This is a genomic window from Pseudomonas sp. FP597 (assembly GCF_030687435.1).
GTDB lineage: Bacteria > Pseudomonadota > Gammaproteobacteria > Pseudomonadales > Pseudomonadaceae > Aquipseudomonas > Aquipseudomonas lactucae.
Genome location: NZ_CP117432.1, coordinates 1,356,404 through 1,370,805 on the forward strand (window position 1 = coordinate 1,356,404; position 14,402 = coordinate 1,370,805).

Genomic DNA, 14,402 nt, shown 5'->3' on the forward strand with positions numbered 1-14,402 from the left:
GCAAGCGTGGGGTTATGGACGGGTTATCGGCATTACGCTGCCTACCTGCAGCAACTGTGCGAAATCTTTTGCCGGCACGGCCTTGCTGAACAGAAAACCCTGGCCCTCTTCGCACTCCTGCGCTTTGAGGAACTCCAGCTGTTCAATGGTTTCCACCCCTTCGGCGATGATGTTCAACTCCAGGCTCTTGCCCATGCCGATCATTGCGCTGATCAATTGCGCGTCCTGGTTATTCACGTTCAGGCCGCGCACAAAGGATTGGTCGATCTTCAACACATCAATGGGAAAGCGTCGCAGGTAGCTGAGGCTGGAATAGCCGGTGCCGAAATCATCCAGCGCCAGGCGTACGCCCATGGCCTTGATCTTGTGCAGGAGCTCCACGGTTTCGTCGACGTTCTGCATCAGCACGCTTTCGGTGATTTCCAGTTCCAGCAGGGTCGGGGGCAGCCCGGTTTCCTTCAGGATCGTCGCCAGGTTGCCGACAAACTCACGCTGACGAAAGTCGATGGCCGAAATATTGGCGGACATGCGCAACTCCGGCAGGCCCATCACGCGCCAGGCTTGTGCTTGCTCGCAGGCCTGGCGCAGCACCCATTGGGTCAAGGGCACGATCAGCCCGCTGTCTTCGGCCACCGGAATGAAGTCCACCGGGCTGACCCAGCCCGAACGCGGCTGGAACCAGCGTATCAACGCTTCGGCGCCGACAATGCGCCCGGATATCAGGTCCAGCTTGGGTTGGTAATGCAGCACGAACTCATCCCGCTCCAGCGCCTGGCGGATCGCGCTTTCCAGGTTTTGCTGGTGTTGGGCGCGCAGGTTCATGTCTTCGGTATAAAAACTGAAATCGTCCGGGCCACGTTCCTTGCTGGTGTGCATCGCAGTTTCGGCGTGCTTGATCAGCTCCACCGCATTAGCGCTGTCATTGGGGTAGATGCTGATGCCCAGGCTGGCGGTGACGCTCAGGTCATGCCCGGCGACATGGCGAGTGGCGCTGATGGCCCGCAGGAGTTTGTGGGCGATGTGCTGGGTTTGCTGCGGGTGCTGCACGTCATTGAGCAGAATCACAAACTCGTCGGAGCCGTAGCGAAACACCGAATCCGAGCTGCGTACCGCCGCCACCAGGCTCAGGCTGACCTGTTGCAGCAGCTCGTCGCCCACCGGGTAACCCAGGGCGTTGTTGATGCGCTTGAAGCGGTCGAGCCCGATAAACATCACCGCCAGCTGGGTGTCGTGCCGCCGACCGATGGCAATGGCCTGGGTCAGCCGGTCGCCCAGCAGGGTGCTGTTGGGCAACTCGGTGAGTGTGTCGTATTGCAGCAGGTGCGAGACCTTGAGCAGTTCCTGCACGCGTTCTTCGATGGTGTGCTCAAGGCCGATCACCTTGAGGGCGACGTCCTGAGCCAACTGCCACTTCCAGGTCAGGGCGCTGGCCATCTGGCGGATCTCCAGATGGTCGAAGGGTTTTTTCAGGATCAGCAACTGGTCATTGTATTTAAGCCGTGCTTCGATGGCTTCGAAGGAATAGTCCGAATAGGCGGTGCACAGCGCAATCTGCAGGTTGGGGTCGACGTTCCACAGTTGCTCGATGGTTTGCAGGCCATCCCAGCCCGGCGGCATGCGCATGTCGATAAACACCATGGCATACGGCGCATTGTCGGCCAGGGCTTTGTTTACAAGGGCCAGGGCTTCCTGGCCCTGGTAGGCGGAATCGAGCTGGAACGCCTGGCGCACTTTGGTGGCGGTGCCGAACAGCGCTTCCTCCAGACTGTCCAGGGACGGTTCACCCTGTGCATCGGCACAGAGGATCTTGCGAAAGTCCTGATGAATGGAGGCTGTGTCATCGACAATCAGGATGCGCCGGTTGGCCCGCGCCGAGCTCGAGTTCATGGTGCAACCCCTGACGGCAAAAGGTTCGACAGCATAACGAGTCCTTCCCTGGTTCCAAATTTGAGCTGGGCGAGCGGCCTGCTTTGACAGCATAGTCCAGCAACCTTGAAATCGACGGCCAGTTGGCGTCAAATCAACCCCGCGCCAAAAGCAAGGGAATACCGCTTGGCACAAGGGTTCAATTTAGTTCAATTCAGTTCAATGTGAAGGCGCAGCAGGCATGGATGAACAACTCGCTACCAAACCCACGATTTTGCTGGTCGACGATGAAGAATCGATCCTCAACAGCCTGCGTCGCCTGTTGCGCGGCCAACCCTTTGATGTGGTATTGGCCGGCGGCGGCGCACAGGCCCTTGAGATCATGGCGGCCCAGCCGATCGACCTGGTGATGAGCGACGCGCGCATGCCCGGCATGGACGGCGCGCAACTGCTGGCCGAGGTCCACCGGCTGTATCCCGGTACCAGTCGCATCCTGCTGACTGGTTACGCCGACCTGCCGATGATCATCAAGGCGATCAACGAAGGGCAGATCCACCGCTATATCGGCAAGCCCTGGAACGACGACGAGCTCAAGCTGATCCTGCAACAGGCCCTCGAACACCAGCGCCTGGAACGCTTGACCCATGCCCAGAACGATCAGCTCAAGCTGCTCAATGCCACCCTGGAAAAGCGCGTGGCCGCGCGCACCTCGGAGCTGCAGCAAACCGCCGACATGCTCGACCTGGCCTACGAAGAGCTCAAACGCAGCTACGTGACTGGCACCGAAGTGTTTTCGTTGCTGGCCAACCTGCGCCTGCCCAAGAACAAACAGACCAACCGCGCGCTGATCGAACTGGTGCGCGTGTACTGCGCCGCCCAGTACGTCGACGAGGCCAGTTCGCGTGACCTGGCGATGGCCGCTGCGCTGTATAACATCGGCAAGCTGAGCTGGAGCGACAGCATGTTGATCGAGCCGGCCGACAAACTGTACAGCACCGATCGCGAGCGGTACCGCGGCTATCCGGCCCAGAGCGAGTCGTTGTTGATGACCCTGGAGCCGATGAAGGATGCCGCGCGGATCATTCGCCATCACCAGGAACGCTGGGACGGCAGCGGGTTTCCCGACCATCTCAAGGGCGATGCGATTCCATTCGGTTCGCGCCTGCTGAAACTGGCGGTGGACTTCATCGAGCTGCAGAAAGGGCTGATCCTCGAGCGGCATATGAACAGCGACGAAGCGCTGTTGTATATCCGCAAATATGCCGGTCGTTTATACGACCCGGACCTGGTCGAGGACTTCATCCTGGCCTGCGCCACGTTCCTCAGCGATGTCACCCTGGGCGACCCGACCGTCAAAGTGCTGACCACCCGCGAACTGGAAGACGGCATGGTCCTGGCGCGCAACCTCAATGCCGACAACGGCATGTTGCTGCTCAACGCCGGCAAGGTGCTGAACCTGCCACTGGTGGACAAGCTGATCGCGTTCGAGGCGATGGAAGGGGCCAAGTACAGCGTGTTCATCAAGGAACCGGACGAGCTGCCGGCTCATCCGTAGCGGTAACGGTCTGGTCGCCCGTGCCGTCTAGAGTCCCCAGGCTTTCAGCTTGCTGGCGTGATAGTCGATGATGCCGCGCAGGATGAAGATATCCTTTTCATCTTCTTTTCCGGTTTTCTCGAAGGCCGCTCGCCATCGACCCCGGCCGGAACCGGGGTCCAGTTGCGGCAAATCGACATAGGTAAAATTACCAATCTTCTTGCGGCTCACGCGACCGGCTTCGATATCCTGAATGATTTCCTCAAGTTTGGTTTTTGCACTGTCCGGCAAAAGAGATATTTGGGCGGCCGCCAGTTCGTCGATATGTACGATGTTGGGCGCCGCCTCCAGGGACACGAGGGGTTGCGCAGGTGCCGGGGAGGCGGGCGCTGGTGATGGTTTTTCGACTTTTTTGGTTCGGGCCTGGGGACTGGTCAGTTCCAGAGGCGTTGAAAAATGTGGAATGTTTTTTTCAAAATCAGCGACGGTCAGGCTGTCGACCATTTTGACGTTGGTGGGGCTGCCTGTTCGTCTGATGTGTGATATCGCGATATAAGGTATACCGGATTTTTTAAAATCATCCGAATAGGACTCTACGCCAAGTCGCTTCAACTTTTCCCTAAACCTTACAGTGCTAAATGTTCTGAATGACTCTTCAACGCTGCTATCAGATAAAAGCCGCTCCAGGGCCTTCTCCTGTGTAATGTTATTGTCCGAGGCAATGTTGCTAACAATTTGCCGTCGTCCTTTTTCATCGAGAAATGCATTGAGATTATCTTGATAAATACTTGAGACTTCGTACTTTTTTTCAAAATCCTGCAGGCTCCTCAGTTGTTTGTTGGTAATGGCATAGCCTACAAAGTGTGCGTTGGTGTCAGGGTCAGTAATTCTAATGGATCCTTGTATGCTTTTTAAAAGGTAGTTGTCTCTTCCGATCATTCTTTTGATTCTGACAAAGATACTGTCTTTCTCTATGGGTAACAGTCCCATGAACAGAGTGGTGTTGTGAATGTGCAGATGAACATCTACATCGGCCTTCAACGTCAACAATGCGTCGCGTAACGGCCCGGGCGGCTGGTGTCTCAAACCTTCCTGGCGTGCGACCATGCTTCTAAAGGTGGCTTCATCCACATGAGGCCCCATGAGCTGTCGAGCGTGAGCAAGCAGTCGTTGTTTTTGTGTGAAAGGGAGCGTTTTGACTTCCTCTCCATAATGCCGCATCCGTTCGTCCGACAAATAAACGTGCAGTGCCGTGATCAAGTCTTCATCCACCTGCTCTTCGGCGCTAAGCGGGCGCAGGGCGCCCAGCGCCTGTCCTCCTCCCCGCGTCGTTCTGTCAAAGCGCGGCTTCCAACTTTTCGCGTCTCCTGGCACCACCATAAAGTCCGGTTTACTTGCGGTCGGATGTTTGACATAGCGCGCGCCCTTTTCAACATAAGACGCATACAGATAATAGCGACCGCCCGTCTCCCGAATGGCGATAAATTGATGGTTGCGCCCGTCAATAAAACTCGGTGCGCCCATGCTGCGCGACAGCGTGTAATGGTTCGTTGCGGCAAAGGCCTCGACGTCAAAGAGCGGATCAATATGTTTAGGCAATCGATACGCGGTGACATCGACCCAGGCCGGCTCCAGCGGTCGGATCGAATGCTCGGCTACGTCGAAGTCGATTTTGCGCTCGCCGTCGACTTTCTTGACCAGCGCTGGGGCGCCACGCCCCAGTTGTCGGGCCCTGCGCGAGCCTCTGGCGATGCCCCGCGATAAAAACGACAAGGCTTTCTTGGCCGGCAACAGATCGGCCAATGCATCGACAACCTCAGCACCAAACATAAAGGCATTCACCGCCGATTCTTGTGATATGTCGGCGTTACTCTTGGAGCGGTAATCGGCGTGCGCCAGTTGAAAGCCAAGCTGCACCGAATACAGGTAGGCGTGAAGATCACCGCTGATGAGGGTCAAGGTATAACGGTGCACACCGCGTGTGTCCGTGAAGATCCGCTCACGTTCTTGCGTGTCGCTGGTAGCCATTCGTCGTGTGAAATAGGCGCGCCATTCGGGTGTTGATTTCAATGTGTCCAATTGCACAAGACCCAGGGCAAGTTCCCTGAACGGCGCGTTATCAGGAGCATCCGGGGTATACAGGACGCAGACGCCGTCAGCCCTGGTGCCTTTTCGCTGAATCACCAGAACGCCATTGATGACCTGTCCGCCCCGGCCCCTTTCAAGCCCGCTGCCCATCACCAAAAGGTTCGCCTCTATATCGAAGGTGCCGACCTGTGGGCGGGTTACCGAGTCGGGGTAGTGCGTGATCGTCTGTATCCAATCAAAGCCACTACCGGGCGTCTTGAAGGTGAACAGGTCCTGGATAGCCGGGTTCAGCTGGCTCTCAAGGGCATCCTTGTTCATTTTTGCCGCATTGGCGCGCTGCCAGGCCCTGGAAAACTCGCGACCTTCGCCGTTTTGCGAGAAGGCTGATCGGAGGTATTCAGCATACTTTTTGCCGATGTCGGCCTCCTGGGCGAGGGCGCGCAACGCTGCATCGTCGAGTCGGCCCTGGTTGTGTCCCGAGGTATCGATGATGTCGGCGCTGGCAGTGATCGTTCTGTGCAGTGCATGAATGGTCAGAGGTTCGATATTGCGCCGGGCATAACTGCCCAGGGTGCGCAGGTCCACAACGGATTTGGTCTGCCAGGTGCCCTTTGTCAACTGTCGAGTGTGTAAGAACTGCGGGATGTCGATGCCCGGATCGTCACTGATATAGACCGTGTCGAAGTGTTCGTCGCGATAACCCGACACCGTAACGGGCAACGACGATGTCACGCGCAGCTTGACCAGGCTCTTGTAGGGGGCCACGTCCACATCGGCATATTCCGGCTTCAGTTTCTTCAATGTCTGGTCGGCTTCGTTTTCGGCGAAAGAGGTCAGTGTCGGCATCTTTTCAAGCAAGGGAAGGAGCGTCTCGCTGCTCTCGATCATCGCTTGTAGCCGCTGGCGGTACAGGGCCTGGTCCGAGGGTTCGGCGGTGCTCAACCAATCGGCTTCGCGGGCTTGAACCAGGCGTAGATTGCGTGCCGCGAGGGCCCAGCAGACATCCAATTGCGGTGCTAAGTCCGCGACCAGATCAAGCTCCTGCGTCACCGGCATCGTGTCCCCGCGCAGCGCCTCGCGGACATTGTGGTGTTGCCAGGTGCGCAGTGAGCGCACGCTGCTGGCAATCACATCGGTGGCTATTTTCGACGGGGCTGCGGCCATCAAGGGCGAGTCACCGAGCTCGGCGCGAGCCTTGGTCGGCAGGCTGGCAGCCAGCAACTCGCTGGCCGGGTCACGCTTGCGCAGGCGCGCCGCCACGGCTGAGTTTAACCGGTCCAGGTTTTCATATTCCTCAAACCCTTCCCCAGGGGTATAGAGCAGTACGCTGCCCACGGGCGGCGTTTGCGGCGTGGCGCTGAAGATGAATGCCCCGGCAAATTGACTGCCACCGTCCAGCGTCAACCGGTAGACTCCGCAGCGGCCGTCGGCAGGCAGTATGCGTTCACGCGTCGCTGCGTCCGGGTACTTGAGCACGGTGTCCGCCAGCGTTCGTCCAGCGGGCGACAGCGTTCCATCAAGACTGCGTAATGCCAACTGATGAGCCAGCATCTGGCGACGCACGGCGATCAACTGGTGCTCTGTGTCGGGTTGCCCGTTCTCCCGCTGCCGCCAGAATGCTCTCAGTTCGGTGGTACAGGCCCTTTCTAGCACGCGCGCCAACGCTTGCGGCGGATGGGAGGTGGACAGGCGCTTGTCCGGCTCCAGCGTTCGCCCCTCCCGATAGAAGGCGCCTGGCGCTTGCGCCAGATAGTCGTGCGCGTCCGGCAACCGTAGCCTGCTGAGCAGTGTGCCGAGAGGCTCACTGCTCAGCAGGTGGTTTTGGCCCTGTTCGTCTTCACGGTAGCGACTGTAAAAGATCTGGTTCGGATCGATGATGCCGTGCAAGTCGGGAAACAGTGCCGCCAATTGTTGTTGATAGAGGCTCTCCAGGCTCGGTTGCTCAAGGAGCAGGTCGCCGGTTTGGGCGTTGAGCCTGGCAAGTTCGCGAATAAGCTGCGCCTGTTGTTTTTCGACAGGTTGGTTCGCAATCGGCACGACGGGCAGTGTCATGGGTTGCACGCTGGTGGGCGGGACGCTGTCGGCCTGGCGCGGCTGCGGCGGCTGCGCGGGTGTGGGTGAAATGTGCATGGATGACTCGTATGCGAGGGGCAGCGTCGCCGCGGGAGCGGCGTGCCCGGCTAAAGATGAGTCTTGAGTGTAGGGTTGGCGATGATCGGCATTGCGGTGCATGTATGTCGGGAAAAATTGCCTGATGGCGATGAGCATGTGATCCTTCGCGCTTTCCCCCGAGGTTTCATTCGATGTCCATGACCATCCGCATCGCCGCCGCTGTCCTGATCAACGACCTCGGCGAGACGTTGCTGGTGCGCAAGCGCGGTACCCAGGCTTTCATGCAGCCGGGCGGCAAGATCGATGCCGGTGAACAGCCTGCCCAGGCCCTCGCGCGTGAACTGTACGAGGAGCTGAACCTGCATATCGACCTGGAACAGGCCGCGTACCTCGGGCAGTTTTCGGCGCCGGCGGCCAACGAGCCGGGCTTCACCGTGCAGGCCGAGTTGTTCCAGGTGCACGTCAACGTGCCGGTAAGCGCGGCTGCCGAGATCGAAGAGCTGCGCTGGATCGACCCTACGGGTGACGGCGGTTTGCACTTGGCGCCGTTGACGCGTGACCTGGTCCTGCCGTTTTACCGTGCGTCGCTGGTTGCCCGCGCCTGATGCCCTCGCCGCCGATGTTCATCCGCGCGCTGGTGGCCAGTGACGCCGAGGCCTATCGGGCATTGATGCTCGAGGCCTACGCGTGCTATCCCCAGGCCTTCACCTCCAGCGTGGCCGAGCGCGCGTCGATGCCGTTGAGCTGGTGGGAAAAACGCCTGGACAACCCGCTGGACCGGCTGCTCGGCGCGTTTGCCGGTGATGAGCTGGCGGGTATCGTCGGTCTGGCCTTCGAACCCCGCGAAAAGGCGCGGCACAAGGTGACCTTGTTCGGCATGTACGTAAATGCGGCGTATCAGCGCCTGGGCCTCGGGCGCCAATTGGTCGAGGCGGCGCTCGATGAAGCGCGTCAACAGGCGCGCCTGAAGGTGATTCAACTGACCGTCACCGCCGGCAACGACGCAGCGTTTGCGCTCTATCGGCGTTGCGGGTTTATCCAGTACGGCCTGGAGCCGCTGGCGGTGCGGGTGGGGGTGGATTACTTCGACAAGATCCACATGTGGCGCGAGCTCAAGGCCGACTGAGCTGCAATGGGGGAGGGGCTTGTGCCCTCCCACATTTTGTCCTCGTTGATTCAGACATTGTGTTGATCAGCGCACCGCACTCACCCCATCCAATGTCGAAAACGATGTGTCCTTGGCCGTCAGCAAAAAGTCGCGCATGTACGGCGCATCCAGCATGTCCGCGCGAATCCCTGCATACAACGTCGCAAACAGCCCTTTCTCGCCCAGGCGCTTGGCCTTCACGTAGCCGCGCGAGCTGTATTCATGCAGTGCCCAATGCGGCATGCCGCATACGCCGCGACCGCTGGCCACCAGTTGCATCATCATCACTGTCAGTTCCGAGGTGCGCACCTGCGCGGGTTCCACATCGGCCGGTTCCAGAAAACGCGTGAAGATGTCCAGGCGGTCACGCTCCACCGGGTAGGTGATCAGGGTTTCGGTGAGCAGATCCTCGGGCACGATATACGCCTTGTGCGCCAGTGCGTGCTGGTTGGCCACGGCCAGCATGGCTTCGTAGGTAAACAGCGGCACATAGGTGATGCCCGGCAGTTCCAGCGGGTCGGAGGTCACCACCAGGTCGAGGTCGCCTCGGGCCAGGGCCGGCAGCGGGGCGAAGGCAAAACCCGAGGCCAGGTCCAGTTCGACTTCGGGCCAGGCATCGCGGAACTGGTCGATGGTGGGCATCAACCATTGGAAACAGCTGTGGCACTCGATGGCCATGTGCAAACGCCCGGCGGTGCCGCCGGCCAGGCGCGCGATATCGCGCTCGGCACCGCGCAGCAGCGGCAGGGTAGCGTCGGCCAGTTGCAGCAGGCGCAAACCGGCGCTGGTGAAGCGCAGCGGCTTGGTCTTGCGCACGAACAACGGCATGCCCAGGCGTTCTTCCAATTCCTTGAACTGGTGGGACAGTGCCGATTGCGTCAGGTGCAGGCGCTCGGCGGCTTCCACCAGGCTGTCGGCTTCGCGCAGGGCATGCAGGGTCTTGAGGTGACGGATCTCGAGCACGGGCTCTCCATGAAGACAATTTGTGATGAAAACGGATAGCGTGAGTTTGTCTCATGTTGCAAAGCCTGTCGACCATGACCGCCGGGCACACTTCATCAAACTGTCATGGAACTGTGGCAGCGCGCTTGAACAAACTTCATCAGACTCGCGTTCTACTGGGGTTCTGCGTTTCGGTGTTTTTCATGCGTGTGTTGCTTTTGTTGGCCGCTCTTGTGTTCGGCCTGCCGTCTTTTGCGGCGTCTCGATGTGATGTCAATGTCCCGACCCAAACGGTCGACCTGGAAACGGTGAGCATCGCCTACCAGAGCATCGGCCGTGCGTCCGATCCGGCCTTGCTGCTGGTGATGGGCCTGGGCGGGCAGTTGATCCACTGGCCGGATGAGGTGGTGGTTGCCCTGTGCCAGCAGGGTTTTCGGGTGATCCGCTACGACAACCGCGACGTCGGCCTGTCCACCTGGCGCCAGGCCCCGGCCACTGCCAATCTCACCTTTGAAGTGCTGCGCTACAAGCTCGGCCTGCCGGTGGCGGCGCCCTACACCCTGACCGATATGGCCGATGATGCCTTGGGGTTGATGGATGCGCTGCAGATCCGGCAGTTCCATGTGCTCGGTGCGAGCATGGGCGGCATGATCGCCCAGCACCTGGCGGCCATGGCGCCGCAGCGGGTGGAGAGCCTTACCCTGGTCATGACCAGCTCCGGCGCCGAAGGCCTGCCGGCACCGAGTGCGGCGCTGGTGCAGTTGCTGTCCCGACGCGGCGCGCCGAACCGTGAGGTGGCCCTGGAACAACAGGCCGATTTGCTCGCCGCACTCGGCAGCCCGACGGTAAAGGACGACCGCCAGGCGTTGCTGCATCAGGCGGCGCTGTCCTACGACCGCGCCTTCAACCCGGACGGTGTGAAGCGCCAGATCATGGCGATCCTCGCCGAGCCCAGCCGTGTGCCGCTGCTCAACCAACTGCGCGTGCCGACCCTGGTGGTGCACGGCACCGCCGACCCGCTGTTGCCGGTGATGCACGGCGTGCACCTGGCCGCGCATATCCAGGGCAGCCAGTTGAAGTTGATTCCCGGCATGGCCCATCGTTTCCAGGAAGCGTTCAAGGCACCGTTGTTGATGGCGGTGTTGCCGTACCTGCAAGCCCATCGTGAAGATGCCGCGCATTGGGCTCAGATTGATCAGGTGGCGCCTGCGAAGCTGTTGTGAGGTGGTGTATGGTGCAACCTTTGCGGCACATTTTGCCTACGAGGTTGCCTGTCATGAGTACTCCCCTGAAAATCGATTTCGTCAGCGACGTGTCCTGCCCCTGGTGCATCATCGGCCTGCGCGGCCTGACCGAAGCCCTCGACCAGTTGGGCGCCGAGGTGCAGGCCGAGATTCATTTCCAGCCGTTCGAACTGAACCCGAACATGCCCGCCATCGGTCAAAACATCGTCGAACACATCACCGAGAAATACGGCTCCAGCGCCGAAGAGTCCCAGGCCAACCGTGCGCGCATCCGCGACATGGGCGCCGCGCTGGGCTTTGCGTTCCGCACCGACGGCCAAAGCCGCATCTACAACACCTTCGACGCGCACCGCCTGCTGCATTGGGCCGGTTTGGAAGGTTTGCAGTACAACCTCAAGGAGGCGCTGTTCAAGGCCTACTTCAGCGATGGCCAGGACCCGTCCGACCACGCCACCCTGGCGATCATCGCCGAAAGCGTCGGCCTGGATATCCAGCGCGCCGCCGCGATCCTGGCTTCGGATGAATACGCCGCCGACGTGCGCGAGCAGGAGCAGCTATGGATCTCCCGTGGCGTGAGCTCGGTGCCGACTATTGTGTTCAACGACCAATATGCGGTGAGCGGTGGCCAGCCGGCTGAAGCGTTCGTGGGCGCGATTCGCCAGATCATCAACGAATCCCGATCCTGAAGCCGAACACAAATCAAAATGTGGGAGGGGGCTTGCTCCCTCCCACATGAGTTCACCGCAGTCTTCAAGAGTTCGCTCGTTCACCCGCTGGCCCGTCCCTTGCATTGACCCCCCTAAAGCCTTAGGGGAACACTGCCTTGAATATTCTTGACCTCGATCACAGCCTCACGGCCCAAGCGCCGATTGCCCGGCGCTTGGCCAGTGGCCGTGCCACCCGCATCGACCTGCTGGACCTGGGCCCCAAGCTGCGCCTGTGGTCCACCGAAAAAACCTGGAAGCGCTTTGCCGAACGCTTGGCCAAACGGCCCAGGCCCACGGATGCGCGGCCGGACATCCTGTTTGTCGGCTCCGGCGATTATCACCACCTGACCCCGGCGTTTCTGGCCGACCTCAAGGAGCCCATCAGCCTGATCCACTTCGACAACCACCCCGACTGGGTGCGCTTTGCGCCCAAGCGTCACTGTGGCTCATGGGTCAACCGCGCGTTGAAGATGCCGGCGATCAAACGCATCGTCACCCTCGGCCCGTGCAGCGATGACCTGCACAACCCGCAACTGCGCGGCGGCAACCTCGGCGCCCTCAAGCGCGGGCAATTACAGCTGTTTCCCTGGCAGCATCCGCCGTCGAAAGTGTGGGGCAGGGTGGGCGATGGCGCCGGTCACCAGCAGCAGGAGAACCACCTGCATTGGCGCAACCTGGCGCAGCTGGATTGGACGGCGTTTCTTGAACAGATGATCACCAGCCTGCCCACCGAGGCGATCTGGATCACCATCGACAAAGACGTGCTGGCCAGCGAAGACGCGGCCACCAACTGGGACCAGGGCGGCATGCGTCTGAGCCACTTGCTGCAAGCCCTGCGCGCGTTGGCCGCGCGCAAGCGCATCATTGGCATCGATGTATGCGGCGAGTTCGCCACGCCGGCGTTCAGCAACGCGTTCAAGCGCTGGGAGGCCAAGTCCGACCAGCCGCCGCCGCAGCGTTGGAGGCCTGAGGATCTGCAGCGCAATGCCGCGACCAATGAAGCCTTGATCGAGCTCTTTGAGGAGTTGTTCCCGTGAGCCTGACCGTGGTGTTGCTGGTGGCGTTTTCCATCGTCCTCGATGTAATCGGCCAGCTGTGTTTCAAGCTGGGTCTCGATCGTTTGCCGGAACTGGAAGGCGGTTTTCGCCTGAATGCGTTCTGGGGCCAAGTGTTCAATGCGCCGTTGCTGTGGGCCGGGATCGGCGCCTATGTCATCGAATTTTTCGTGTGGCTCGAAGCCCTGTCCCGCGCGCCGTTGAGCCTGTTGTTCCCGGCGGCGGCGCTGGCCTATTGCGGGGTGGTCCTGGTGGGCAAGGTGGTACTGGGGGAAACCGTCAGCCGCCGGCGCTGGCTGGGTACGTTGGTGATCACCCTGGGGGTGATGTTGGTGGCCGTTGGCGGGAGTCAGGCATGAATACGCAGACGTGGTTGCACGGGCGGTTCGGCACGGTTGTGCTGTGGGCCTTGCTGATCTGCACCGAGAGCGCCGGGCAGTTGTTCACCAAAGTCGCGGGCGATCAGTTGGGGCAGATGGACTTCAATTGGCAGTGGCTGGTCGAGGTGGCGCGTAATCCCGGGATCCTGGCGGCGATTGCCTGCTACATCGGTGCGTTTTTCGTGTGGATGCTGATCCTGCGACGCAGCAGTCTGTCGCTGGCGTTTCCACTGAGTTCGCTGGTGTTTGTGGTGGTGTTGCTGGGGTCGTGGCTGGGGCTGGGTGAACATATCAGCCCGCTGCACTGGGTGGGAGTGGCGGTGATTATTGGCGGGATTGCGCTGTTGGCCGAGGGCGAAGAGAACTGATATAGGCCATGAAATGCGGGCCAATGTGGGAGGGGGCTTGCTCCCGATAGCGGTGGGTCAGTTACAGATTTATCAACTGACACCCCCTCATCGGGAGCAAGCCCCCTCCCACATTTATATCTCCATACATTAGGGGAATCAGTCGAAGGTGTAGCTGATCGCCGTCTGCACCTGTCCCTGGTTCACCTCGCCGGTCTGCCGGACGATGCTGCTGCCCGCCGCCGAACCCACCAGGTGTACCCAGCTGGCGCTGGTCAGCAGTGACCAGTTGGGGGCCAGCGGAAACTGAAAACTCTGGTTCAACGTCACGTTCTGGAAACCGCCACTGGCGTTGTAGGCCTTGAAACCCGTAGCTGCCGCTTCGTTGGCATCCACGCCGAAAAACGTCTGGGTCTGGCGCGCGTCGGCGAAGTGCGCCACCAGGCCGCTGCTGCCGATGATCCCGCCGCCCAGCGGGTAGCCCAGTTCGCCACCGACCTTGCCCAGCGCGCCGCTCTGCGCGTGGCCGCCGCCGACGGCCTGGCCCAGTTGCGCATAGACGCGCCAGAAGTCGGCCGGCGCGTATTGGATGAAACCCCCGACCTCGGCCATGTCCGACACATTGCGCAGGCCTTGCAGCGAGCCGTTGGAGGTGCGTCCCTGCAAATAATTGATATACGGGCCGGCCGTAAACCCGTGGGTGTCCAGCGCGCTCCACGTCAGGCCGTCGTCGGTGCCCAGGCTCACGGAGCCCCAGTCCAGGTCGAGATACGGCACCGGCCGGGTTTCATAGCGACTGCCGGTGGGGTCATGGGGTTGGGAGCTGACGCCTGCGCCGACGTCACCGGTGATGCCTTGAGCCTGGGCGGTGAGGCTCAATAAGCCGGCCAGTGCAGCGCATGTGATCCGCAACATGGTCACAGTTCCTTGAGTGAATACACGCGCATGAACGCGCAAACCTGCGCGCCTGTGCAAGCACT

12 protein-coding genes are annotated in these 14,402 nt (G+C 60.5%); 8 read left to right on the top strand and 4 right to left on the bottom strand.

The features are described 5' to 3' along the window. Positions 1–12 precede the first annotated feature (12 nt). Positions 13–1,887 (bottom strand): bifunctional diguanylate cyclase/phosphodiesterase, encoded by a 1,875-nt coding sequence (locus PSH66_RS06195; protein WP_305428584.1) that lies wholly within the window; start codon positions 1,885–1,887, stop codon positions 13–15. A 220-nt stretch (positions 1,888–2,107) separates the two neighbouring features. Between PSH66_RS06195 and PSH66_RS06200 the strand changes: the two genes are divergently transcribed. Then, positions 2,108–3,421 carry an HD domain-containing phosphohydrolase gene (locus tag PSH66_RS06200; RefSeq protein ID WP_003172053.1) on the top strand — a complete coding sequence of 438 codons (1,314 nt, stop codon included), beginning with the start codon at positions 2,108–2,110 and terminating at the stop codon, positions 3,419–3,421. Positions 3,422–3,448: 27 nt separating this feature from the next. Here the strand turns inward: PSH66_RS06200 and PSH66_RS06205 are convergent, their stop codons facing one another. Continuing rightward, positions 3,449–7,756, bottom strand: a complete 4,308-nt coding sequence (locus PSH66_RS06205) for a dermonecrotic toxin domain-containing protein (RefSeq protein ID WP_305428585.1) — start codon at positions 7,754–7,756, stop codon at positions 3,449–3,451. A gap of 35 nt (positions 7,757–7,791) precedes the next feature. On the opposite strand from PSH66_RS06205, the gene PSH66_RS06210 reads away from it, so the two are divergent. Both PSH66_RS06210 and PSH66_RS06215 read left to right on the top strand, forming a co-directional pair. Further along, on the top strand, positions 7,792–8,205 hold the full coding sequence (locus PSH66_RS06210; protein WP_003172056.1) for an NUDIX domain-containing protein: 414 nt from the start codon (positions 7,792–7,794) through the stop codon (positions 8,203–8,205). Positions 8,206–8,219: 14 nt separating this feature from the next. Further along, on the top strand, positions 8,220–8,726 hold the full coding sequence (locus tag PSH66_RS06215) for a GNAT family N-acetyltransferase (protein ID WP_042945594.1): 507 nt from the start codon (positions 8,220–8,222) through the stop codon (positions 8,724–8,726). A gap of 66 nt (positions 8,727–8,792) precedes the next feature. Here the strand turns inward: PSH66_RS06215 and metR are convergent, their stop codons facing one another. Continuing rightward, positions 8,793–9,710: a transcriptional regulator MetR gene (gene metR / locus PSH66_RS06220; RefSeq protein ID WP_003172058.1), complete on the bottom strand. Its 918-nt coding sequence runs from the start codon at positions 9,708–9,710 to the stop codon at positions 8,793–8,795. A 182-nt stretch (positions 9,711–9,892) separates the two neighbouring features. Here metR and PSH66_RS06225 point away from each other — a divergent pair, with 182 nt between their 5' ends. From PSH66_RS06225 to PSH66_RS06245, 5 genes are all read left to right on the top strand, one after another. Further along, positions 9,893–10,912, top strand: coding sequence for an alpha/beta fold hydrolase (locus PSH66_RS06225; protein ID WP_042944232.1), 1,020 nt, complete (start codon positions 9,893–9,895; stop codon positions 10,910–10,912). 53 nt (positions 10,913–10,965) lie between these two features. Beyond that, positions 10,966–11,619: a DsbA family oxidoreductase gene (locus PSH66_RS06230; RefSeq protein ID WP_042944234.1), complete on the top strand. Its 654-nt coding sequence runs from the start codon at positions 10,966–10,968 to the stop codon at positions 11,617–11,619. A gap of 137 nt (positions 11,620–11,756) precedes the next feature. Beyond that, on the top strand, positions 11,757–12,677 hold the full coding sequence (locus PSH66_RS06235; RefSeq protein ID WP_003172062.1) for a hypothetical protein: 921 nt from the start codon (positions 11,757–11,759) through the stop codon (positions 12,675–12,677). After that, on the top strand, positions 12,674–13,054 hold the full coding sequence (locus PSH66_RS06240) for a transporter (protein ID WP_078731770.1): 381 nt from the start codon (positions 12,674–12,676) through the stop codon (positions 13,052–13,054). Before PSH66_RS06235 ends, PSH66_RS06240 begins: the two co-directional genes overlap by 4 nt. Beyond that, complete coding sequence (locus tag PSH66_RS06245; protein ID WP_003172065.1) at positions 13,051–13,443, top strand: EamA family transporter; 393 nt, start codon at positions 13,051–13,053, stop codon at positions 13,441–13,443. The genes PSH66_RS06240 and PSH66_RS06245 overlap by 4 nt, the downstream gene beginning before the upstream one ends. Before the next feature lie 138 nt (positions 13,444–13,581). Here the strand turns inward: PSH66_RS06245 and PSH66_RS06250 are convergent, their stop codons facing one another. Further along, complete coding sequence (locus PSH66_RS06250; protein ID WP_305428586.1) at positions 13,582–14,337, bottom strand: MipA/OmpV family protein; 756 nt, start codon at positions 14,335–14,337, stop codon at positions 13,582–13,584. Positions 14,338–14,402 lie beyond the last annotated feature (65 nt).

What these genes read in the sequence shown, in the direction of transcription:
- PSH66_RS06250 (WP_305428586.1), bottom strand. Translation starts at nt 14,337, where the DNA reads ATGTTGCGGATCACATGCGCTGCACTGGCCGGCTTATTGAGCCTCACC.
- PSH66_RS06195 (WP_305428584.1), bottom strand. Translation starts at nt 1,887, where the DNA reads ATGAACTCGAGCTCGGCGCGGGCCAACCGGCGCATCCTGATTGTCGAT.
- PSH66_RS06215 (WP_042945594.1), top strand. Translation starts at nt 8,220, where the DNA reads ATGTTCATCCGCGCGCTGGTGGCCAGTGACGCCGAGGCCTATCGGGCA.
- PSH66_RS06245 (WP_003172065.1), top strand. Translation starts at nt 13,051, where the DNA reads ATGAATACGCAGACGTGGTTGCACGGGCGGTTCGGCACGGTTGTGCTG.
- PSH66_RS06225 (WP_042944232.1), top strand. Translation starts at nt 9,893, where the DNA reads ATGCGTGTGTTGCTTTTGTTGGCCGCTCTTGTGTTCGGCCTGCCGTCT.
- PSH66_RS06210 (WP_003172056.1), top strand. Translation starts at nt 7,792, where the DNA reads ATGTCCATGACCATCCGCATCGCCGCCGCTGTCCTGATCAACGACCTC.
- PSH66_RS06230 (WP_042944234.1), top strand. Translation starts at nt 10,966, where the DNA reads ATGAGTACTCCCCTGAAAATCGATTTCGTCAGCGACGTGTCCTGCCCC.
- PSH66_RS06200 (WP_003172053.1), top strand. Translation starts at nt 2,108, where the DNA reads ATGGATGAACAACTCGCTACCAAACCCACGATTTTGCTGGTCGACGAT.
- PSH66_RS06205 (WP_305428585.1), bottom strand. Translation starts at nt 7,756, where the DNA reads ATGCTCATCGCCATCAGGCAATTTTTCCCGACATACATGCACCGCAAT.